19 protein-coding genes are annotated in these 20,304 nt (G+C 71.8%); 3 read left to right on the forward strand and 16 right to left on the reverse strand.

The window, feature by feature from the left end; genetic code table 11:
• Positions 1 to 554, forward strand: a 554-nt coding sequence (locus PLJ28_RS09655; RefSeq protein WP_324590075.1) for a hypothetical protein, incomplete at its 5' end; no start/stop codon positions are given.
• 56 nt (positions 555 to 610) lie between these two features.
• Here the strand turns inward: PLJ28_RS09655 and PLJ28_RS09660 are convergent.
• Positions 611 to 1,018 carry a hypothetical protein gene (locus PLJ28_RS09660; protein ID WP_255459440.1) on the reverse strand — a complete coding sequence of 136 codons (408 nt, stop codon included), beginning with the start codon at positions 1,016 to 1,018 and terminating at the stop codon, positions 611 to 613.
• A gap of 405 nt (positions 1,019 to 1,423) precedes the next feature.
• Here PLJ28_RS09660 and PLJ28_RS09665 point away from each other — a divergent pair, with 405 nt between their 5' ends.
• On the forward strand, positions 1,424 to 2,257 hold the full coding sequence (locus PLJ28_RS09665) for an alpha/beta fold hydrolase (protein WP_324590082.1): 834 nt from the start codon (positions 1,424 to 1,426) through the stop codon (positions 2,255 to 2,257).
• A 20-nt stretch (positions 2,258 to 2,277) separates the two neighbouring features.
• Here the strand turns inward: PLJ28_RS09665 and PLJ28_RS09670 are convergent, their stop codons facing one another.
• The 13 genes from PLJ28_RS09670 to pyrR form a co-directional block, all read right to left on the reverse strand.
• Positions 2,278 to 4,545, reverse strand: a complete 2,268-nt coding sequence (locus PLJ28_RS09670) for a primosomal protein N' family DNA-binding protein (protein ID WP_324590076.1) — start codon at positions 4,543 to 4,545, stop codon at positions 2,278 to 2,280.
• Positions 4,542 to 5,792, reverse strand: a complete 1,251-nt coding sequence (gene metK / locus PLJ28_RS09675) for a methionine adenosyltransferase (protein WP_183528382.1) — start codon at positions 5,790 to 5,792, stop codon at positions 4,542 to 4,544. The genes PLJ28_RS09670 and metK overlap by 4 nt, the downstream gene beginning before the upstream one ends.
• A 75-nt stretch (positions 5,793 to 5,867) precedes the next feature.
• Entirely contained in the window at positions 5,868 to 7,091 is a 1,224-nt protein-coding gene (gene coaBC, locus PLJ28_RS09680; protein ID WP_298044223.1) for a bifunctional phosphopantothenoylcysteine decarboxylase/phosphopantothenate--cysteine ligase CoaBC, read from the reverse strand.
• A 7-nt stretch (positions 7,092 to 7,098) separates the two neighbouring features.
• The gene (gene rpoZ / locus PLJ28_RS09685) at positions 7,099 to 7,596 is read right to left on the reverse strand and encodes a DNA-directed RNA polymerase subunit omega (protein ID WP_298044225.1); all 498 of its coding nucleotides are present in this window, start codon (positions 7,594 to 7,596) and stop codon (positions 7,099 to 7,101) included.
• 76 nt (positions 7,597 to 7,672) lie between these two features.
• Positions 7,673 to 8,275, reverse strand: coding sequence for a guanylate kinase (gene gmk / locus PLJ28_RS09690; RefSeq protein ID WP_183528386.1), 603 nt, complete (start codon positions 8,273 to 8,275; stop codon positions 7,673 to 7,675).
• 140 nt (positions 8,276 to 8,415) lie between these two features.
• Positions 8,416 to 8,730, reverse strand: coding sequence for an integration host factor, actinobacterial type (gene mihF / locus PLJ28_RS09695; protein ID WP_010143257.1), 315 nt, complete (start codon positions 8,728 to 8,730; stop codon positions 8,416 to 8,418).
• 202 nt (positions 8,731 to 8,932) lie between these two features.
• Positions 8,933 to 9,853: an orotidine-5'-phosphate decarboxylase gene (pyrF, locus tag PLJ28_RS09700; RefSeq protein ID WP_324590077.1), complete on the reverse strand. Its 921-nt coding sequence runs from the start codon at positions 9,851 to 9,853 to the stop codon at positions 8,933 to 8,935.
• Positions 9,850 to 13,161, reverse strand: a complete 3,312-nt coding sequence (gene carB, locus PLJ28_RS09705; RefSeq protein ID WP_298044232.1) for a carbamoyl-phosphate synthase large subunit — start codon at positions 13,159 to 13,161, stop codon at positions 9,850 to 9,852. The genes pyrF and carB overlap by 4 nt, the downstream gene beginning before the upstream one ends.
• Positions 13,162 to 13,167: 6 nt before the next feature.
• Positions 13,168 to 14,364, reverse strand: a complete 1,197-nt coding sequence (carA, locus tag PLJ28_RS09710) for a glutamine-hydrolyzing carbamoyl-phosphate synthase small subunit (protein WP_298044234.1) — start codon at positions 14,362 to 14,364, stop codon at positions 13,168 to 13,170.
• A 44-nt stretch (positions 14,365 to 14,408) separates the two neighbouring features.
• Entirely contained in the window at positions 14,409 to 14,945 is a 537-nt protein-coding gene (locus PLJ28_RS09715; protein ID WP_298044235.1) for a PH-like domain-containing protein, read from the reverse strand.
• An 18-nt stretch (positions 14,946 to 14,963) separates the two neighbouring features.
• Entirely contained in the window at positions 14,964 to 16,310 is a 1,347-nt protein-coding gene (locus PLJ28_RS09720; protein ID WP_324590078.1) for a dihydroorotase, read from the reverse strand.
• Entirely contained in the window at positions 16,307 to 17,320 is a 1,014-nt protein-coding gene (locus PLJ28_RS09725; protein WP_298044238.1) for an aspartate carbamoyltransferase catalytic subunit, read from the reverse strand. Before PLJ28_RS09725 ends, PLJ28_RS09720 begins: the two co-directional genes overlap by 4 nt.
• Positions 17,317 to 17,934: a bifunctional pyr operon transcriptional regulator/uracil phosphoribosyltransferase PyrR gene (gene pyrR / locus PLJ28_RS09730; protein ID WP_298044239.1), complete on the reverse strand. Its 618-nt coding sequence runs from the start codon at positions 17,932 to 17,934 to the stop codon at positions 17,317 to 17,319. The genes PLJ28_RS09725 and pyrR overlap by 4 nt, the downstream gene beginning before the upstream one ends.
• Before the next feature lie 151 nt (positions 17,935 to 18,085).
• Here pyrR and PLJ28_RS09735 point away from each other — a divergent pair, with 151 nt between their 5' ends.
• Positions 18,086 to 19,309: a PrsW family intramembrane metalloprotease gene (locus tag PLJ28_RS09735; RefSeq protein WP_298044241.1), complete on the forward strand. Its 1,224-nt coding sequence runs from the start codon at positions 18,086 to 18,088 to the stop codon at positions 19,307 to 19,309.
• Here the strand turns inward: PLJ28_RS09735 and nusB are convergent.
• Both nusB and efp read right to left on the reverse strand, forming a co-directional pair.
• Positions 19,287 to 19,697, reverse strand: coding sequence for a transcription antitermination factor NusB (gene nusB, locus PLJ28_RS09740; RefSeq protein ID WP_010143269.1), 411 nt, complete (start codon positions 19,695 to 19,697; stop codon positions 19,287 to 19,289). The genes PLJ28_RS09735 and nusB overlap by 23 nt on opposite strands.
• Positions 19,698 to 19,704: 7 nt before the next feature.
• Positions 19,705 to 20,268, reverse strand: coding sequence for an elongation factor P (gene efp, locus PLJ28_RS09745; protein WP_010143271.1), 564 nt, complete (start codon positions 20,266 to 20,268; stop codon positions 19,705 to 19,707).
• Positions 20,269 to 20,304 lie beyond the last annotated feature (36 nt).

Raw genomic sequence — 20,304 nt, forward strand, 5'->3', positions numbered from 1 at the left:
CGTCGGACCCGGTCATCAGTGATCCAGCAGAGGCCGAGCCGGAGGCTCCACCGATGCCCGTCGTGACGCTCGCTGACTTCCGGCGTCTGGACATCGCCCCCTCGAAGATCGAGTCGGACTCCGGAGGGTTCGGGCTGATCCGGGCCAACACCAACTTCTATGCCACCGAGGAGTCACAGACCCTCAACACCACCATGCTGGGCCAGCAGGTCGCCATCCAGGCGATCCCGGTGCAGTGGACGTTCACCTACGGCGACGGCAGTGCCCCGCTGGTCAGTACCACCCCGGGAGGGCCGCAGCGCGAGTTCAACCAGGAGACCACCACGTCCCACGCCTACCAGCAGACCGGTACCTTCCCGGTCACCGTGGCCACCGCCTACCGGGGACAGTTCTCCGTCAACGGTGGCCCCTGGATCGCCATTCCCGGCACCGCCAGTGTGCCCAGCACCCCGGTGGAAGCCGACATCTGGCGATCCGAGGCCAAGAACGTCGCCGAGGACTGCCACCAGAACCCCGACGGTTGGGCGTGCGCCAACCCCTTCATCGAAGACTGACCTGCCGCCCCACGACGGGGTCGGTGCATCAGGCGATGGGCCCATCGACCACGTTGCTAGCGCAGGGCGCCGACTGCCTGGAGGTCGCCCTCGGGTCGTCCCGCCGCTGCCCGACCGGCGTCCTCAGATCCCGAGCCCACGCGGCCGTCGGTCCGAAGGACGTCAGAGGAGACATCATGGCCGAGCCCCTCCCGGGGCCGTGGTTCCCGATGGCGCAGGTACATCACGAGCATGAAGGCCGAAGTCAGAAGGTAGAAGCCGTGCAGGGCCCAGATGGGACCGGTCGGCAGGCTGAACACGTAGACGGAGTGCACGACGTTGCCGAGATTCGCCAGCAAGAGGTTTCCCAGGCTGTACGACGCCAGGTCCCGGGTCCGCACGGCCTTGATCAGCATCGGCAGCACGCTGCCGACGAAGACGATGGAGGAGATCACTCCCGCCAGTACCGCCAAGTCGAAGTCCATGGTCCTCGTCGCTCTCCAGATCGGCTGATGCTTCCGGAACCAACGCTAGGAGTCCGCCTCGGGCGGTGGATCGGGCGAATCCCCCATCTTCATCGGCCGAGGATGGGGAGTTTGACCTAGTCCGCCGTTCACCGTCTGACCACGACGGATCGGTAGGCTGACCGTGTGAACACCGAGCGGACCCCAGGCGGCAGGCGCCCACTGCCCATCCGGTGGAGGGATCGCCTCCTCGTCCCTCCGGCCCCGCGCGACACCGCGGTGATCACCGGCCACCGGGCTAGGACCCCGGAACGGCGGATCGTCGAGGTGCCGGACCCCGTCTCTGGCCGTGCCACCCCGATCGCCGTCTGGCACTACGCGACGGCACCCCGCCAGAGCGCAGAAGGACCCACCACACCGGTGGTCATGATCCACGGGTTCCGAGGCGATCACCATGGGCTGACGCTGCTCGCCGACTGCCTCCCGGAGATGGAGTTCTACCTCCCCGAGCTGCCCGGGTTCGGGCACTCCCCCGCTTTCCCGGACGCCGAGCACACCGTCGCGCACTACGCCACGGCCGTGGGCGCTGCGGTGCACGCGCTGGGCCTGGTCCCGATACCCGACGCAGGGCGCCCGGCCACGGCACCGGAGGCGGCGGCCAGGCCCGTGCTGCTCGGCCATTCCTTCGGGTCCGTGGTCGCCGCTCACCTCGCCGCGGAGCAGCCGTCGCGGTGGAGCGAGCTCATCCTCGTCAATCCGATCTGCGAGCCGGCCCTGTCCGCCGACGGCACCCGCTCAGAACGGACGCTGGCGCGTCTGGCCCAGGGCTACTACGCGGCCTCCGCGGCCCTGCCCGAGTCGTTGGGCATGGCCCTGCTGTCCTCCCCGGTGGTCGTCTGGTTCACGGGAACGGTGATGGCCAAGACGAAGGACCGTCATACGCTCGCGTACCTCCACGACCAGCATCAGAGGTACTTCTCCGCGTTCGACCACCGCCGCGTGCTGGTGGAGTCGTATCGCGCGTCGATCAGGGGAACGGCCCTGGACGTCGCCGATCGCTTGGCGTTGCCCGTCCTCCTCGTGGCGGGCGCCCAGGACGAGCTGGGCTCCGTGGCGGGCCAGGAACACCTGGCCCGTCGGATCCGCGAGGTCTCTCCCCGGGTCAGCCTGGAGGTGTTCGACGGCGTCGGGCACCTCATCCACTATGAACGGGCCCCGGAGACGGCCGGGGTGATCCGGGACTTCCTGCGGACCGACTGATCACCACCGCGCGGGATGGACTACGGCAGGTCCACCGGGTCGATCCGCAACCGCACCGGCTCGGTCAACCGCCGGGCGCTGGCCGCCGCCCGTGCGGCGCGCAACGACTCGACGACCCGCCGAGCTGCGGAATAGGGGAAGAAGAGCAGTGCCCGGTGCCGGACCGGACCGGTAGATCCGTCCGCGTGCCCGAATCCTGCGTCGTCGCCCACCGGGACCGGTCCCACCCAGGGCAGGGGGGACGGCCCACCGAGGGGGCCCACGAGGTCCATGAACGCGGCCACGGCGTCGGCGGGTCCGGACACCTCGGCCATCCGCACGGCCGGCGGCAGCCCGAGCTCACGGCGCTCGGCCAGTTGGCGGGAGGCGTACCCGGCGGCGTCCATGCGCACCAGGGCTCCCACCACGTCCTCCTGCGACGCGGTGACCACGGCCACGCCCCCGTCCTGGCGCGGCCGGACCAGGGCGGCCGCCGCGAACCACCGCGACAGCACCTGCCCCGGGGTGCGCAGCCCCTCGCGTTGGAGCTGGTTGTCACCGTCGAGCAGCAGCGCCGCCGCATAACCGCCCTCGGCCACGGGTTCTGCACCGATGGTGGCGACCACCAGCGCCGGGGTGCCGTCCACGGTCGAGAGGATGTGGTCCCCCGAGGAGGACAAGATCGGCGTGTCCGGGAAGGCCCGTCCGAGCTCGTCGGCGGTCCGGTCCACGCCCCGGGAGCCGGCCCGCAGGCGGTGGCTGCCGCACTCGGGGCACTCGTACTGTCGCTCCCGCCGCCCACACCACCGGCACGCGGTCTCGTTCCGGGCGGAGGCCGTCCGGTCCGGGTATCCCAGCGGGCCCGTGCAGTGCCGGCAGCGAGCCGGTGTCCCGCAGTCCTGACAGCTCAGGGCGGGAATGAACCCGCTGCGGCCGACCTGCACGAGCACGGGGCCGGGCTTCCCGTGCCGGCCCTCCAGTCCCTCCCGCGCGGCCTTCCAGGCGGCCTGCGGCAGTCGTGCGCGCGCCAGCACCGGATCGCGCTCCGACTCCCAGGAGTCCGCGGTGGCCACGACCCGCGGGGTCGCGGCGTGCACCGTCTGGCGGTCCACGCCCAGCTCCCCCAGCCACCCGGACTCGACCAGCCGCTGGACCTCGGGGGTGCGCGACGTGGAGGCCAGTAACAGTCCGGCCCCGGCCATCTCGGAGCGCAGCAGGGCCACCTCCCGGACGTGCTGGTACGGCGCCCGCGGTTCGGAGTGCAGGGCGTCGTCGTCGTTCCAGACGGCCACCAGGCCGAGGTCCGGCACGGGTGCCCAGATCGCGGACCGCGTGCCCACCGCGATCCGCCGCTGACCCCGCCGCAACTGCAGGAAGGCCCGGTAGCGAGGGGTGGGTCCGTCGTCGGCGGTCAGCCGCGCGTACGCGCCGGCGCCCACGCGGCGGTCCAGTGCCCGGCAGAGCCGGTCCAGGTCGCGCTGGTCCGGGACCACCACGACGGCGGCCCGGCCGGCCTCGGCGGTCCGCGCGGCCGCGTCGGTCAGCAGGGTGGCGGAGTCCCAGCTGCCGTGGGCGCTCGGCACGGTCACCGCCGCGCGGGGCCCCTCTCCCGCGGTGACCTGCCGGAAGAACGAGGTGGCGCCGTCCAGACGGGTCCAGTCGAAGCGGCTGCCGGCATCGGGCCGGAACCCGGGCTCGGCGGCAGCCGGCACGGTCGAGACGGGGTCCGGGGCGGGGTCCGGGGCGGGTGCCTCGGCAACCGGTCCGACGGGCGATCCGGCCTCCGGTCCGCTGCCGGCGCCGTCCGCACCGGGGGCCTCAGCCGTGGCACCCGGGTGGTCGGGCTCTGCTGTCCCCACGGCCTCCGGGGCCTCGGCCTCGGCGTCCATCTGCTTCTCCACCCGGGCCACGCGGGGTGGCACGGCCACACGGAGGACGTCCGCCACGTTCCCGGCGTACCGCGCGGCGACGGCGCGGGCCAGGTCCAGGACCTCCGGTGCGAGGACCTGCTCGCGGGAGACCACCGCGCGCAGGGGCAGCAGCTTGGCACCGGTCGAGGGCTCGGAACCCCGCGAGACGAGCCAGCCCAGCACGTCCTGGTGGCCGAAGGGCACCCGCACCCGCACCCCCGGGCGGGCCTCGTCGTCGAGCGCATGGGGCACCAGGTAGTCGAACTCCCGGTCCAGGTGGGGAACCCCGGAGTCCAGCAGGACCCGGGCCACGGGGTCGTCCGGCCAGCCCCCGGCGACCTCGGGCAGACCGGTCACCGGGGCGGGCACCGGGATGTGGAAGAGGGGCTCCTCGGTCACCAGCCGACGGCGGCGCGCAGGGCGTCGACGCGGTCCAGCCGCTCCCAGGTGAAGTCCGGGTCCTCACGGCCGAAGTGACCGTGGGCGGCGGTCTTCCGGTAGATCGGCCGCAACAGGTTCAGGTCCCGGATGATGGCCAGCGGACGCAGGTCGAACACCTCGTTGACCGCCTTGATGATGGCGGCCTCGTCGACCTTCGCGGTGCCGAAGGTGTCGACGTACAGGCCCACGGGGCGGGCCTTGCCGATGGCGTAGGCGACCTGGAACTCGGCGCGGTCCGCCAGTCCGGCGGCGACCACGTTCTTGGCCACCCAGCGCATCGCGTAGGCCGCGGAGCGGTCCACCTTGGACGGGTCCTTGCCGGAGAAGGCACCGCCTCCGTGGCGGGCCATGCCGCCGTAGGTGTCCACGATGATCTTGCGCCCGGTCAGGCCGGCATCGCCGACCGGTCCGCCGATGACGAAGGGACCACCGGGGTTGATGATGACCTGCGCCCCGGAGTAGTCGAGGCCGGACTGGTCCAGGACCGGGCGGATGACGAGCCGCTCCACGTCTGCCCTCACCTGCTCCTGCGTGACGTCCGGCAGGTGCTGGGTGGAGACCACCACGGTCTCGATGGTCTTGGGCAGGCCGTCCTCGCCGTAGCCGACGGTGACCTGCGTCTTGCCGTCCGGCAGCAGGTAGGGCATGGGCGACTCGTCCATGGTGCGGACCGTGGTCAGCCGCTCGGAGAGCCGGTGCGCCAGGAAGATCGGGGTCGGCATGTAGGTGGGGGTCTCGTTCGAGGCGTAGCCGAACATGATGCCCTGGTCGCCGGCTCCCTGGAGGTCCACGGCGTCCACGGAGCCGCCGCGGGCCTCGAGGGAGGTGGACACGCCCGCGTGGATGTCCGAGGACTGCTGGCCGATGGAGATGTTCACGCCGCAGCGTGCGCCGTCGAAGCCGTTGGCGGAGGAGTCGTAGCCGATCCCGAGGATGGTCTCGCGCACGATCTGCGGGATCTCCACGTAGGCGGAGGTGTTCACCTCGCCGGCCACCTGCACCAGACCCGTGGTCGTCAGGGTCTCCACGGCCACCTTCGCGGTGGGGTCCTGGGCGATGATCGCGTCCAGGATTGCGTCCGAGATCTGGTCACAGATCTTGTCCGGGTGGCCGCTGGTCACGGACTCGGAGGTGAACAGGCGCAGTCCACCTCCCCCGACGCCCGCGTAGGACTCGAAGCCGGCGGCCTCACGGGGCTGGGCCATGTCTGCGGTGTTGTCTGCGTCAGTCACCCGACCATCCTAGCCACGGACGCGGACACCGGTGGCCGGGCGTCGCCGTCAGCCCCGGAGCAGCCCGGCCAGCTGGTCCACCACGGCGGCCGCGACGTCCGCCTTGGACCCGGCCGCCTCGACCGGGTCGCGGCCGTCGGCGAAGAGCATGGTGACCTCGTTGACGTCCTGGCCGAAGCCGAGGTCCCGGCCGACCTGGTTCACCACGAGCATCTCGCACCCCTTGCGGGCCAGCTTCGCGGCGCCGTGCTCCAGCACGGAGCGCTCGGCGTCACCGGTCTCGGCGCCGAAGCCGACGATGACACCGGGCATGGGCCGGCCCTCGGCCCGCGCCCGGACGGTTCCGGCGAGGATGTCCGGGGTCCGCTCGAGGTGGATCACGGGGCTGGAGCCGTCCTCGGACTTCTTGATCTTGGCGTCCGCGTACTCGGTGGGCCGGAAGTCGGCGACGGCGGCGGCCATGATGAGCGCATCGGCGTCCGCACACTGCTCCATGACCGCGTCGTGCAGCTCCTGGGTGGACTCCACCCGTGTCACGGCGGTGCCGGCGGGCGGTTCCACGGACATGGCGCCGCCGATGAAGCGGACGGTGGCGCCGGCGGCCGCGGCGGCCTGCGCCAGGGCCACGCCCTGCTTGCCGGAGGAGCGGTTCCCGAGGTAGCGGACCGGGTCCAGCGCCTCACGGGTGCCGCCGGCGGTCACGACGACGGTGCGTCCGGCCAGCGGACCGGCCTCCGGGGACTCGGTGGGCCGGGCGAGCCGCTGGGCCTCGGCCCAGATGCGCTCGGGTTCCGGGAAGCGCCCGGGACCGGTGTCCTGGCCGGTGAGACGGCCCGAGTCCGGGTCCATGACGGTGATGCCGCGGGAGCGCAGGGTCGCGACGTTGGCCACGGTCGCCGGGTTCTGCCACATCTCGGTGTGCATGGCCGGGACGACCAGGACCGGGCACGTGGCGGTGAGCAGGACGTTGCCCAGCAGGTCCGGGGCGAGCCCGGCGGCGGCGCGCGCCATGGCGTCCGCGGTGGCCGGTGCCACGACGACCAGCTCGGCCTCGCGGCCCAGCCGGACGTGGTTGACGGTCTCCACGGCCTCGAAGGTGTCCGTGCGCACCGGACGTCCGGAGAGGGCCTCCCACGTGGCCTTGCCCACGAAGCCCAGGGCTGCCGGGGTGGGGACCACGTCCACGGTGTGGCCGGCCTCGGTCATCAGGCGCAGCAGCAGCGCGGACTTGTACGCGGCGATCCCGCCGGTGACTCCCAGGACGATCCTCATCGGGTGATCAGGACTGGTGGTCGGCCTCGTCGTCGGTGCCCTCGGTGGGGGTGCCGTCCAGGTCGGTGCTGATGGCCTCCTCGGCGACCGGGGACCCGTCGGTGGCGATGCCCGGGTCGGTGGTCGCGTCCGCCACCTCGGTGTCGGTCAGGAAGCCCTCGCCGGAGAAGCCGGCGTCGGAGAAGTCGGCGTCCGTGGAACCGGGCAGGTCGAAGGCGCCGAAGTCACCGGACTCCTCGGCAGCGATCTGCTCCTCGGTCATCGGGGTGGCCTCGAGCAGGTCCGACTCGATCTCGCGCAGGGAGATGGAGAGCGGCTTCTCGTTGAGCTTGGTGTCGACCAGCGGGCCGACGTACTCGAACAGGCCCTCGTGGAGCTGCGAGTAGTAGGCATTGATCTGGCGCGCGCGCTTGGCGGCGAAGAGCACCAGGGCGTACTTCGAGTCAACCTTCTCCAGCAGGGTGTCGATGGGCGGGTTGACGATGCCTTCGTACTGTTCGGTCACAGGATCTCCACTGTTGTCTGTCGGTTGTCCGCTGCTGTAGCCGCGGCTCAGTCTGTGTGGCTGCCTCGATCGCGTCTCAGGGGCGGTCGTCCGGGTCCAGTCCCATGATGCGGACCAGCTCCTGGGCGGCCCGTTCCACGGTGTCGTTGACCACGACGGCGTCGAACTCCGGCTCGGCAGCGAGTTCCATTCTAGCCGTTTCCAGCCGACGCCGCTGTTCGGCCGGTGTTTCCGTGCCGCGGCCCACCAGCCGGTGGACCAGTTCCTCCCAGTTCGGCGGGGACAGGAAGACGAACGTGGCCTCCGGCAGCCGCTCGCGTACCTGCCGGGCGCCCTGCAGGTCGATCTCCAGCAGCACGTGCTGACCGTCGGCCAGCGCCCGCTGGACGGTGTCCCGCCGGGTGCCGTAGCGGTTGACCCCGTGGACGACCGCCCACTCGAGCATCTGGTCCTGCTCGACCAGTTCGTCGAAGCGCTCCGGGGAGACGAAGAAGTAGTGCCGGCCGTCCTCCTCCCCCGGCCGCGGGGGCCGGGTGGTGGCGGAGACCGAGAGCCATACCTGTGGATAGTGCTCCCGGATGAACTGGGAGACGGTGCCCTTCCCGACGGCGGTCGGTCCGGCGAGCACGGTGATGCCCGGCCGGTGTCCGGCGGGGGCCGCGCCGTGCTCCGGACGCAGGCTGACCGGTCGGGCACCCGGCACGGGCGGGGGCTCGATGTCTTCCAGCCCGGCGGGCACGCCAGGGCCGGCAGAGCCAGCCGAGCCGACGGATCTGCCGATGGTCGGCTCGGTCACGGGACCTCCTGGTCGGTAGGGGACTACCGGCCAATATAGGCGATCAGCGCCTCACGTTGCCTCCGGCCCAGGCCGCGCAGCCGCCGGTTCGGTGAGATCCCGCACGTCTCCATGATCTTCGCCGCCCGCACCTCACCGACGCCCTGCAGCGTCTGCAGCAGGTCCACGGTGCGCATCCGGCCGATCGCGTCGTCCACGTCGGCCGTCTCGAAGACCGACTGCAGGGTGGTCTTCCCCGCACGGAACGATTCCTTGAGATCCGCGCGAGCGGTCCGTGCCTGCAGCGCCTTGCTCCTGGCGGCTTCCCGTTCTTCGGACGTCAGTTCCTTGAGGGCCATGGTGAACCACCTCGGGCTAGATCCACACGCCACGGCAGTGGTGCCGTGACTTGGAGAAAAGCTACCAACCCCACGCGGCCAGGGGCAGGTCTGGACGCGGTCCCGCGCCGAAACTTTATCCAACGGTGATCGGAGGCCCTTGCGGCCACCGACTACCCTCTGGTAGGTGACGACCCGGTCACGGTGGGCGTGTCGATCCAGATCAGCCCGCCAGCTCGTCCCGCGCGGACTCCAGGGCACCGCGCAGTCCCGCCACCGAGGGCCCCTGCCGCAGGATGGCGCGGCTGGAGGTGGCCAGCACGCCCGGCCACGCCCGGGCGAACCCGTCGCGCATCCCCGCCCCGGAGGCCCCCTGGGCCCCGAAACCCGGCGCCAGCAGGGCGCCGCGCACCCCCGCCAGGTCGATGCCCAGCTCCGCGGCCTGGCCCGCGACGGTCGCCCCGACCACGAGTCCGACCGGGCCGAACGCCGGGCGCGCTCCGGCCGGGCCGCCCTGCGGGCCGGGGGCCCGGGCCAGTTCCCGCGCGTTGTCCCCGGTGGCCGCCTCGGCGATGACCCGGGCGACCGCGCCGTCCGGCCCGGTGGCGTGCTGCACCGAGGCGCCCTCCGGGTTGGACGTCAGGGCCAGGACGAAGACGCCGCGCCCGGTGGCCGCGGCCAGCTCGATGGCCGGGGCCAGCGACCCGTAGCCGAGATACGGGCTGAGCGTGACGGCATCGGCGGCCAGCGCCGAGGAGTCCGAGAGCCAGGCATGGGCGTACCCGGCCATCGTCGAGCCGATGTCACCCCGCTTGGCGTCGGCGATCGTCAGCACGCCCGCCCGGCGGGCGGCGGACAGGAGCCGTTCCAGCACGGCCAGCCCGGCGGAACCGTGCCGTTCGTAGAGGGCGACCTGTGGCTTGAGGGCGGCCACGAGGGGTTGCGCACCGGTTCCCGTGGCGGCCTCCAGTGCCGTCTGGGAGAAGCGCTCCAGGGCCACCGGGGTGTCCGGCAGGTCCCAGTCGGAGAGCAGCTGCGGGTGCGGGTCGATCCCCAGGCACAGCGGCCCGGCGGCGTCCATGGCCTCTGCCAGCCGGGCACCGAAGGATGCCCGGCCGGCAGGGGAGGCCGCGGGGTCGCTCACGCTCCGGTTCCCGCGCGGCCGATCGCGGCGGCCAGCCGCGCGTCGTGCTCCTGCAGGGAGGTGACGTCCCACGCGTACTCGCGCTGGGCCTCGATCGCCTGGATGGCGGCGCCGAACTCGGCCAGCGTGGTGATCATCGGCACGCCGATGGAGGTCGCCGCGGCCCGGATCTCGTAGCCGTCCCCGCGCGAGTCCCCGCCCGAGGGCGTGTTCAGGACCAGGGCGATCTGGCCGGCGCCGAGCAGTTCCAGCACGGTGCCCTCCCCCTCCGCGGAGCCGGCGTCGGCGATCTTGCGGACCACGTCCGCCTGCACGCCGTTGCGCCGCAGCACCTCGGCGGTGCCGCCGGTGGAGACGATCGTGAAACCGAGGTCGATCAGCCGCTTGGCCGGCATGACGATCCCGCGCTTGTCCCGGTTGGCGACCGAGAGGAACACCTTGCCGAAGGTCGGCAACGGGTTGTTGGCGGCGGACTGGCTCTTGGCGAAGGCCGTGTCGAAGTACTTGTCGATGCCCATCACCTCGCCGGTGGACCGCATCTCGGGGCCGAGCAGCGAGTCCACGACGCGGCCCTCGGGGGTCCGGAACCGGGCGAACGGCAGCACGGCCTCCTTGACCGCCACGGGGGCGTCCAGCGGCAGCGAGGAGCCGTCGTGGCTGGCGGGCAGCATGCCGTCGGCGCGCAGCTCGGCGATCGTGCGACCGGTACCGATCAGTGCCGCGGCCTTGGCCAGCTGCACGCCGGTGGCCTTGGACACGAACGGCACGGTGCGGGAGGCCCGCGGGTTCGCCTCGATCACGTAGAGCACGTCCGAGGCCAGCGCGAACTGGATGTTGATCAGTCCGCGCACGCCCACGCCGGCCGCGATGCCGCGGGTGGCCTCGCGGACCCGGTCCAGGGTGTCCGGGCCGAGGTTGATGGGCGGCAGCACGCATGCGGAGTCGCCCGAGTGGATCCCGGCCTCCTCGATGTGCTCCATGATGCCGCCGATGAACAGGTCGGTGCCGTCGTAGAGGGCGTCCACGTCGATCTCGGTCGCGTCCTCCAGGAACCGGTCCACCAGCACCGGGTGGTCCACGGTGATCTCGGTGGCGTTCTCGATGTACCGGGACAGCGAGGGCTCGTCGTAGACGATCTCCATGCCGCGGCCGCCGAGCACGTAGGAGGGGCGCACCAGGACGGGGTAGCCGATCTCGTCCGCCACCTTCTTGGCGTCGGAGAAGGACACCGCGGTCCCGTTCTTGGGGGACACCAGCCCGGCCTCGTCCAGGACCCGGGCGAACTCGCCGCGGTGCTCGGCCAGGTCGATGGCCTCGGGCGAGGTGCCGAGGATCGGCACGCCGGCGTCCGCGAGCTGCTGCGCGAGCTTGAGCGGGGTCTGGCCGCCGAGCTGGACGAACACCCCGAGCACTCCCCCGCTGCGCTCCTCGGCGGCGATGACCTCCAGGACGTCCTCGAGGGTCAGCGGCTCGAAGTACAGCCGGTCGGAGATGTCGTAGTCCGTGGAGACGGTCTCCGGGTTGCAGTTGACCATCACGGTCTCGTGCCCGGCGGCGCGCAGGGCCAGCGTGGCGTGGACGCACGAGTAGTCGAACTCGATGCCCTGGCCGATCCGGTTCGGGCCCGAGCCCAGGATGATGACCGAGGGCTTGTCGTGCGCGGTGACCTCGTCCTCGAGGTCGTAGCTGGAATAGCGGTACGGGGTGTAGGCCTCGAACTCCGCGGCGCAGGTGTCCACCGTCTTGTACACGGGCCGCACGCCGAGGGCGTGGCGGACGCCGCGCACGACCGAGGGGTCCATGTGGCGCAGCTGGCCGATCTGGGCGTCCGAGAACCCGTGGCGCTTGGCCAGCCGCAGGACCGGCTCGCTCAGCTCGGGGGCGGCCGCCACCTCGGCCGCCACCTCGTTGATGAGCACCAGCTGGTCCAGGAACCACGGGTCGATCGCGGTGGCCTCGAAGAGCTGCTCGACGGTGGCGCCGCCCAGCAGGGCCCGCTGCACCTGGGCCAGCCGGTCCGTCGTCGGGACCCTGGACTGCTCGATCAGGGCGGGGACCTCGTCCACGGCCGGGCGCACGAAGGACAGCTCGGCGCCCTTCTGCTCCAGGGAGCGCAGGGCCTTCTGCAGCGCCTCGGTGAAGTTGCGGCCGATGGCCATGGCCTCGCCGACCGACTTCATGGTGGTGGTCAGCGTCGGGTCGGCGGCGGGGAACTTCTCGAACGCGAAGCGCGGGACCTTCACGACCACGTAGTCCAGGACCGGCTCGAAGGACGCCGGGGTCTTCCGGGTGATGTCGTTGGGGATCTCGTCGAGCGTGTAGCCCAGGGAGAGCTTGGTGGCGATCTTGGCGATGGCGAAGCCGGTGGCCTTGGAGGCCAGCGCCGAGGACCGGGACACGCGCGGGTTCATCTCGATGACGACGATCCGCCCGGTGGACGGTTCCACCGCGAACTGGATGTTGCAGCCGCCGGTGTCCACGCCGACCTCGCGGATGACGGCGATCGCGATGTCCCGCATCCGCTGGTACTCGCGGTCCGTCAGGGTCATGGCCGGGGCCACGGTGATGGAGTCGCCGGTGTGCACGCCCACCGGGTCGAAGTTCTCGATGGAGCAGACGACCACGACGTTGTCGTTGCGGTCCCGCATCATCTCCAGCTCGTACTCCTTCCAGCCGAGGATGGACTCCTCGAGCAGGACCTCGGAGGTCGGGCTGTACTGGATGCCGGCACCGGCTATGCGGCGCAGGTCCTCCTCGTCGTAGGCCATGCCGGAACCCAGGCCGCCCATCGTGAACGAGGGGCGGACCACCATCGGGTACCCGAGCGTCTCGGCGGCGGCGAAGGCCTCGTCCATGGAGTGGACGATCACGGAGCGGGCCGACTCCGCGCCGCAGCGCTCCACCACGCCCTTGAACTTCTCGCGGTCCTCGCCGAGCTCGATCGCCTCGATGTTGGCGCCGATGAGCTCCACGCCGTACTTCTCCAGCACGCCGTTGGCGTCCAGGGCGATCGCCGTGTTCAGGGCGGTCTGGCCGCCGAGGGTCGGCAGGATGGCGTCCGGGCGCTCGACGGCGATGATCTTCTCGACCACCTCGGGGGTGATGGGCTCCACGTAGGTGGCGTCGGCCAGCTCGGGGTCGGTCATGATCGTGGCCGGGTTGGAGTTGACCAGCACGACGCGCAGGCCCTCCTCCTTCAGGACGCGGATGGCCTGGGTGCCGGAGTAGTCGAACTCGGCGGCCTGGCCGATGACGATCGGGCCGGAACCGATGACCAGGACGGACTGCAGATCGGTGCGCTTGGGCATCTGGGTTCAGGCTCCTTCAGCGGGATTGGTGGTCTGGGGGGCGCCGGCGGCGGAGTGCTCGGTCATCATGGTGATGAACGCGTCGAACAGGTCGATCGAGTCGTTGGGGCCGGCGGCGGACTCGGGATGGAACTGGACGGAGAAGGCCGGGCGGTCCAGCAGGCGCAGGCCCTCCACGACCTGGTCGTTGAGTGACCAGTGCGAGACCTCCACCCGGCCGTAGGCGGACTCGGGTGCCTGGACGGGCTCCCCGAGGGGTGCGTCCACGGCGAAGCCGTGGTTCTGGGAGGTGATCTCCACCCGGCCGGTGGTCTTGTGCATCACCGGCTGGTTGGGCCCGCGGTGGCCGAAGGGCAGCTTGTAGGTGCCGAAGCCGAGGGCGCGGCCGAAGACCTGGTTGCCGAAGCAGATGCCGAAGAACGGGATCCCGGCGTCCAGGACCTGGCGCAGCAGGGCCACCTGCTCGTCCGCGGTGGCCGGGTCGCCCGGGCCGTTGGACAGGAACACGCCGGCGGGGTCCAGGGCGGTGATGTCCTCGAACGTCGCGGTGGCCGGCAGCACGTGCAGGCGGACGCCGCGGGAGGCCAGGTGGCGCGGGGTGGCTGCCTTGATCCCCAGGTCGATCGCGGCGATCTCGTGCAGGGGCTCGCCCTGCCAGCCGTGGTCGGCGGGCTCCACCACATAGGGGGCGTCCGTGGTGACCTGCTCGGCCAGCCGGGCACCGGCCATCGGCGGCTGGGCCTGGACCTCGGCGACGAGTTCGCCCTCGGGGCGCCGGGCGGCCTCGCCGGAGAAGATCCCGGCCTTCATGGACCCCTCGCTGCGCAGGTGCCGGGTGATCGCCCGGGTGTCCACCCCCTGGATCCCGACGACGCCGCGGGCCACCAGCTCCTCGTCGAGGCTGCGACGGGCACGCCAGTTGGACGGGCGGCGTGCCGCGTCCCGCACCACGTAGCCCGCGGCGAAGATGTCGCGGGACTCCGCGTCCTCGTCGTTCACGCCGGTGTTGCCGATGTGGGGCGCGGTCTGCACGATGATCTGCCGCGCGTAGGAGGGGTCGGTCAGGGTCTCCTGGTAACCGGTCATGCCGGTGGTGAAGACCGCCTCGCCGAGGGTGGTGCCGGTGGCACCGTAGGCCTGGCCGCGGTGGACGGTGCCGTCGCCCAGGACGAGAAGGGCCGGTTCAGGGTTCAACAGGCTCACGGAAGGTACTCCATCTGCTGGTGGGGGTGAGGGGAAGTCGTGGTTCAGGCGGCGGCGCGGTTGCCGCCGTCGTGGTGGGGGACGATGAGCTCGATCGCGGACCGCAGCGGGTCACGGTCTCGGGCGGCCCGGGTGCGGAACCCGGTGGTGACCTCCTGGCCGCCCAGCAGCCAGGTCATGACGATCAGCCCGCCGGACTCGACGAACTTGCCGCTCATGCCGGAGTCCAGGCCGACCTCGAGCAGGTCCGCGGCGGGGATGAGGAAGTTCGCGCTGCCCTCGCGCAGCACGACCACCCCGTCGGGGTGGACCTCGAGCCGGGCGTTGGTGCGCAGGCCCAGCCCGTGCACGGCGATGCGGTCCAGGTAGTCGCGGCCGCGGACGGTGCTGACGTACATCCCCTCCGCGTCCGCCGACGGCGCCGCCTCGAGCAGGTGCGCGGGCACCGGCACCGGGGCGGGGATGTCCTGCTGGCGTCGCTTCCGGTTGCGCCAGCCCCACCACATCAGGACACCGATGGCGATCACCACGATCACCGTCAGGATCCCGATGAGGGTGTACTCGGCGCTGTAGTCGTTCACGTCTGGGAGGGTCCTTCTCTAGTGGGTGCGGGGCGTGGCCAGGGCGCGGTCACGCACCACCGGGTGCCCGTGGTTGAACACGTCGGTGACCTGACCGGGCAGTTCCATGCCGCGGTACGGGCTGTTCCTCGAGCGCGTGGCGTGAGTGGCGGGATCCACCGTGCGGGTGACGTGCGGGTCGTAGACGGTCACGTTGGCCGGGGCCCCGGTCTCGAAGACGCCGGCGGCCGAGATCCGGCCCTGGTCCGTGAGCCGGGCGATCCGCGCCGGCGTCGAGCTCAGGATCCGGGACACGCCCGCCCAATCCATCAGTCCGGTGTCCACGAGGGCGTGCTGGACCACGGGCAGGGCCGTCTCCAGCCCGGTCATCCCCATCGCCGCCACCGTCCACTCGCACTCCTTGGTCTCGGCGGTGTGCGGGGCGTGGTCGGTGCCGATCGTGTCGATCGTCCCGTCCGCCAGGCCCTCGCGCAGGGCCATCACGTCCGCCTCACGGCGCAGCGGCGGGTTCACCTTGAACACCGGGTCGTAGCTGCGCACGGACTCCTCCGTGAGCAGCAGGTGGTGCGGGGTCGCCTCGGCGGTGACGTCGATCCCGCGCTCCTTGGCCCAGCGGATGATCTCCACGGAACCGGCGGTCGAGACGTGGCACACGTGCAGCCGCGAGCCGACGTGCTGGGCCAGCAGCACGTCCCGCGCGATGATGGCCTCCTCGGCGACGGCCGGCCAGCCGGACAGGCCCAGGACCGAGGACAGCTCGCCCTCGTTCATCTGCGCGCCCTCGGTCAGCCGGGGTTCCTGCGCGTGCTGGGCCACGACGCCGTCGAACGCCTTGACGTACTCCAGCGCCCGGCGCATCAGCACCGGGTCGGCGACGCACATCCCGTCGTCGGAGAAGACGCGGACCTCGGCCCGGGAGGCGGCCATGGCACCGAGCTCCGCGAGGCGCTCCCCCGCCAGGCCCACGGTCACGGCGCCCACCGGGTGCACGTCGCACCAGCCGGCCTCCCGGCCCAGCTGCCAGACCTGCTCGACGACACCCGCGGAGTCCGCGACCGGCGTCGAGTTCGCCATGGCGTGCACCGAGGTGAAGCCGCCCATGGCGGCGGCCCGGGTCCCGGTCTCCACCGTCTCGGCGTCCTCCCGGCCCGGTTCGCGCAGGTGGGTGTGCAGGTCGACCAGTCCCGGCAGGACGATCCGCCCGGAGGCGTCGACGGTCTCGAGCGGGCCGTCGCCGGCCTCGGCGCGGGAGCGCGCCTCAGGCCCGACCGCGGCCAGCAGTGCGTCCTCGATGAGGACGTCGGACGTGGTGCCGTCCGGCAGGGTGCCGCCGGAGATCAGGTATCGGGGTGCGGTGGGGCTCACGCTTCAGGCCTCCTGGCGGCGCTGGGGACGAGGTCGGGGGTGCCGGCGGTCTCGGTGCCGGACAGGACGAGGTACAGCACGGCCATGCGCACGGAGACACCGTTGGCGACCTGCTCCAGCGCCGTGTTCCGCACGGAGTCGGCCGCCGCGGCAGAGATCTCCAGCCCGCGGTTCATGGGGCCGGGATGCATGATGACGGCGTCGTCGGCGCCGGCGGACTCGAGCAGGGCGAGCCGGTCGTCGGTCAGCCCCCAGGACCGGGTGTACTCCGCGGCGGAGGGGAAGAAGGCCTCGTGCATGCGCTCGGACTGCACCCGCAGCATCATCACGGCGTCGGGGCCGGCGGCTATGGCCTCGTCCAGGGAGTAGGTCACCTGGCAGGGCCACTGCTCCACGCCCACGGGCATGAGCGTGGGCGGCGCCGCGAGGGTGACCTCGGCCCCCAGGGTGGTGAGCAGCCACAGGTTGGAGCGGGCCACGCGCGAGTGCAGGATGTCTCCCACGATCACGACCTTCATCCCGGACAGGTCGGTCCCGCGCGGGCCGGTGCCGTGGCGGCGGGCCAGGTGACGGCGCAGGGTCAGCGCGTCCAGCAGCGCCTGGGTGGGGTGCTCGTGCGTGCCGTCGCCGGCGTTGACCACCGAGGAGGTGATCCAGCCGGAGCCGGCCAGCTGGGCGGCGGCCCCGGAGCCCCAGTGGCGCATGACGATCGCGTCCGCGCCGATGGCCTCCAGGGTCTGCACCGTGTCCTTGAGGGACTCCCCCTTGGACACGGAGGTGCCCTTCCCGGTGAAGTTGATGACGTCCGCGCTCAACCGCTTGGCGGCCGCCTCGAACGAGATCCGGGTGCGGGTGGAGTCCTCGAGGAAGAGGTTGACCACAGTGCGGCCGCGCAGGGCCGGCAGCTTCTTGACCTCGCGGCCGGAGACGGCGGACATCTCCTCGGCGGTGTCGAGGATGCGCAGCGCGTCGCCCAGCGAGAGGTCCTGGGTGGAGAGCAGGTGCTTCACCGGGCGCCCTCCCCCACGGCCGTGGCGGGGTCGGTGATGTCCATGATCGCGACGGCGTCCTCGGTGACCTCACCGGTGCCCGCGGGACCGTCGATCTCCAGGAGCCGGACCTGGACGCGCTCGGCGGTGGAGGTCGGCAGGTTCTTGCCCACGAAGTCGGCCCGGATGGGCAGCTCGCGGTGGCCACGGTCCACCAGCACCGCCAGCCGCACGGCGGCGGGCCGGCCGACGTCGTTCAGGGCGTCCAGGGCGGCCCGGATGGTGCGCCCGGAGTACAGGACGTCGTCCACGAGGACGACGACGGCGCCGTCGATCCCGGAGGCCGGGAGCCGCGTCGGGGCGGGGGTGCGTGAGGTGGAGCGGCGCAGGTCGTCGCGGTACAGGGTGACGTCGAGCTGGCCCGTGGCGGCGGCGGCGTCGAAGCCGGGCTCGATCCGCTCCAGCTTCGCGGCGATGCGCTCGGCGAGCGGCACGCCCCGGCGGGGGATGCCCAGCACGACGATCCCCTCCGGGCCACGGTTGGCCTCAAGGATCTCGTGGGCGATCCGGGTCAGTGCCCGATCGATGTCCGCAGCGGACAGGACGGTCCTCGCATCGCGGGGTGCAGCCTGCACACATGCCTCCTTCCCCGCCTCACAGGACGGAACTTAAAGGAAACGCAACCCCGGTAGGGGTGTGTCTGGTCCGGCGACAACCCTACCACCGGGACCCGCCGCCACGGGGCCGAGACGGGACGTGACGGACCGGGATGACAGGATGGGAGGCATGTCACAGCAGGTCCACGGCCGCGGGCCGCAACCGCCCGCGCCCAGCCCCTACGCGACCGCGCCCACACCCCGTCAGCTCGAGCGCGGCCGGCGTCGCTCCACCGCCGCCGTGACCGTCCTGCTGGTGCTCACCGCCGCCGTCGCGGTCCTGGTGGCGCGGTTCCTCGCCTCGGCACTGGGTCCGGACACCCTGTTCGTGGTCGGGCTGCTCGCCCTCGTCCCCCTGGCGATCGTGCTGGTCGGGCTGTGGTGGATCGACCGGTGGGATCCGGAACCGCGGGGCTGGCTGGCCTTCGCCCTGCTGTGGGGGGCCGGGGTGTCCGTGTTCGGGACCCTCGTGCTCGGGGAGGTGTTCACGGCCGCCTTCGCCGAATTGTCGGCCCTGGACGCCGGCACCTTCGGCGCGGTGGTCCAGGCCCCGGTCGTGGAGGAGGTCATGAAGGGGGCCGGGCTGATCGTCGTCTTCCTGGCGGCGCGCTCACACTTCGACGGGCCCGTGGACGGGGTCGTCTACGCCGGGCTGGTCGCCGCCGGCTTCGCCTTCACCGAGAACATCCTCTACTTCGGCGCCGCCTACGGCGAGGTGGGATGGGGCCCGGAACTGGCCGTCACGTTCGTGCTGCGGGGGCTGTTCTCGCCCTTCGCCCACGTGCTGTTCACCGTCTGGATCGGGTTCTTCCTGGGTATCGCCGCCCACCGGATGGGTCCCGGGTCCCACGCCGCCCCGGCCCGCTGGGCGGGATGGTTCCTGCTGGGACTGGTCCCGGCCGTCCTCGGGCACGTCCTGTGGAACGGCGGCCTCGCGCTGCTCTTCGACGACTTCTTCTCGTTCTACGTGCTGCTGCAGGTGCCGCTGTTCCTCGCCGCGATCGCGGCCGTGCTGCTGTTGATGCGCGGTGAGCGGCGCCTGGCCCACGAGAAGCTGGCCCACTACGAGCGGACCGGATGGCTGCTGCCCCAGGAGACGGTCATGTTCGGCACCCGGGCGGGCCGGCTCCAGTCCCGGCGCTGGGCCCGCCGTGCCGGCGCCGGTGACCAGCTGGTGCAGCTCGAACGCACGGCCCGCAGGCTGGCCGCCGTGCGGCACCGGCTCGACCGGGGACACGACGTGGAGCGCAATGCCGCCGAGGAGTCCAGGCTGCTGCGGGCCACGGTCCGCCAGCGCCAGGAGCTGCTGGCCGCGGTCGGGTCGGCGGGCGTCAGTCCAGCAGGGTTGGCTTGAGCTGCTGGATGCGGCCGAGCAGCCCGTTGACGAACTCCGGGGAGGCGTCGGTCGAGAGCTCCTTGGCCATGGTGACGGACTCGGCCACGGCCACGCCGTCCGGGACGTCGTCGTTGAACAGCAGCTCCCAGGCGCCGATGCGCAGGATCGAACGGTCCACCGCGGGCATACGGTCCAGGGTCCAGCCCTGGGCGTAGGAGGAGAGGATCTCGTCGATCCGCTCCTGCTCGGCGATCACGCCGTGGATGATCTCGACCGTGTACGGGTTGATCACCTGCTCCGTCGACGTCCGGCGGGAGGTGATTCCCTCATCCGGCGTGGTCCCCCGCTGCTCGGCCTCGAACAGGATCTCCAGGGCGCGCCTGCGGGCGCGGCCTCGTGCACTCACCGGCGGATCAGTCGTTCACGCGGCCGAGGTAGTCACCGGTGCGGGTGTCCACCTTGACCTTGGTGCCCTGGTCCACGAACAGCGGGACCTGGATCTCGTAACCGGTCTCCACCGTGGCCGGCTTGGTGCCGGCGGAGGAACGGTCCCCCTGCAGGCCCGGCTCGGTGTAGGTGATCTCCAGGACCACCGACGGCGGCATGTCCAGGTACAGCGGGGTGCCCTCGTTCATGGCGATGGTCACCTTCTGGTTCTCCAGCATGAAGTGCGCGGCGTCCCCGACGACGGCCGGGGAGACCGTGATCTGGTCGTAGGTGTCCAGGTCCATGAACACGAAGTCCTCGCCGTCCTGGTACAGGTACTCGTAGTCCGAACGGTCCACGGTGGCGGTCTCGACCTTGGCCCCGGCGTTGAAGGTCTTGTCCACGAGCTTGCCCGTGGTGATGTTCTTCATCTTGGTGCGCACGAAGGCGCCGCCCTTGCCCGGCTTCACGTGCTGGAACTCGATCACGTTCCACAGGTGGCCGTCCATCTTCAGGACGGTGCCGTTCTTGATGTCATTGCTGGTTGCCACAGTCTTCTCCGTCTGTTGCCTCGTTCGAAGTCCAGT

The organism is Citricoccus sp. (assembly GCF_035445025.1).
Classification (GTDB): Bacteria; Actinomycetota; Actinomycetes; order Actinomycetales; family Micrococcaceae; genus Citricoccus.

What these genes read in the sequence shown, in the direction of transcription:
- PLJ28_RS09660 (WP_255459440.1), bottom strand. Translation starts at nt 1,018, where the DNA reads ATGGACTTCGACTTGGCGGTACTGGCGGGAGTGATCTCCTCCATCGTC.
- PLJ28_RS09665 (WP_324590082.1), top strand. Translation starts at nt 1,424, where the DNA reads ATGATCCACGGGTTCCGAGGCGATCACCATGGGCTGACGCTGCTCGCC.
- metK (WP_183528382.1), bottom strand. Translation starts at nt 5,792, where the DNA reads ATGGCCCAGCCCCGTGAGGCCGCCGGCTTCGAGTCCTACGCGGGCGTC.
- coaBC (WP_298044223.1), bottom strand. Translation starts at nt 7,091, where the DNA reads ATGAGGATCGTCCTGGGAGTCACCGGCGGGATCGCCGCGTACAAGTCC.
- mihF (WP_010143257.1), bottom strand. Translation starts at nt 8,730, where the DNA reads ATGGCCCTCAAGGAACTGACGTCCGAAGAACGGGAAGCCGCCAGGAGC.
- carB (WP_298044232.1), bottom strand. Translation starts at nt 13,161, where the DNA reads ATGCCCAAGCGCACCGATCTGCAGTCCGTCCTGGTCATCGGTTCCGGC.
- PLJ28_RS09735 (WP_298044241.1), top strand. Translation starts at nt 18,086, where the DNA reads ATGTCACAGCAGGTCCACGGCCGCGGGCCGCAACCGCCCGCGCCCAGC.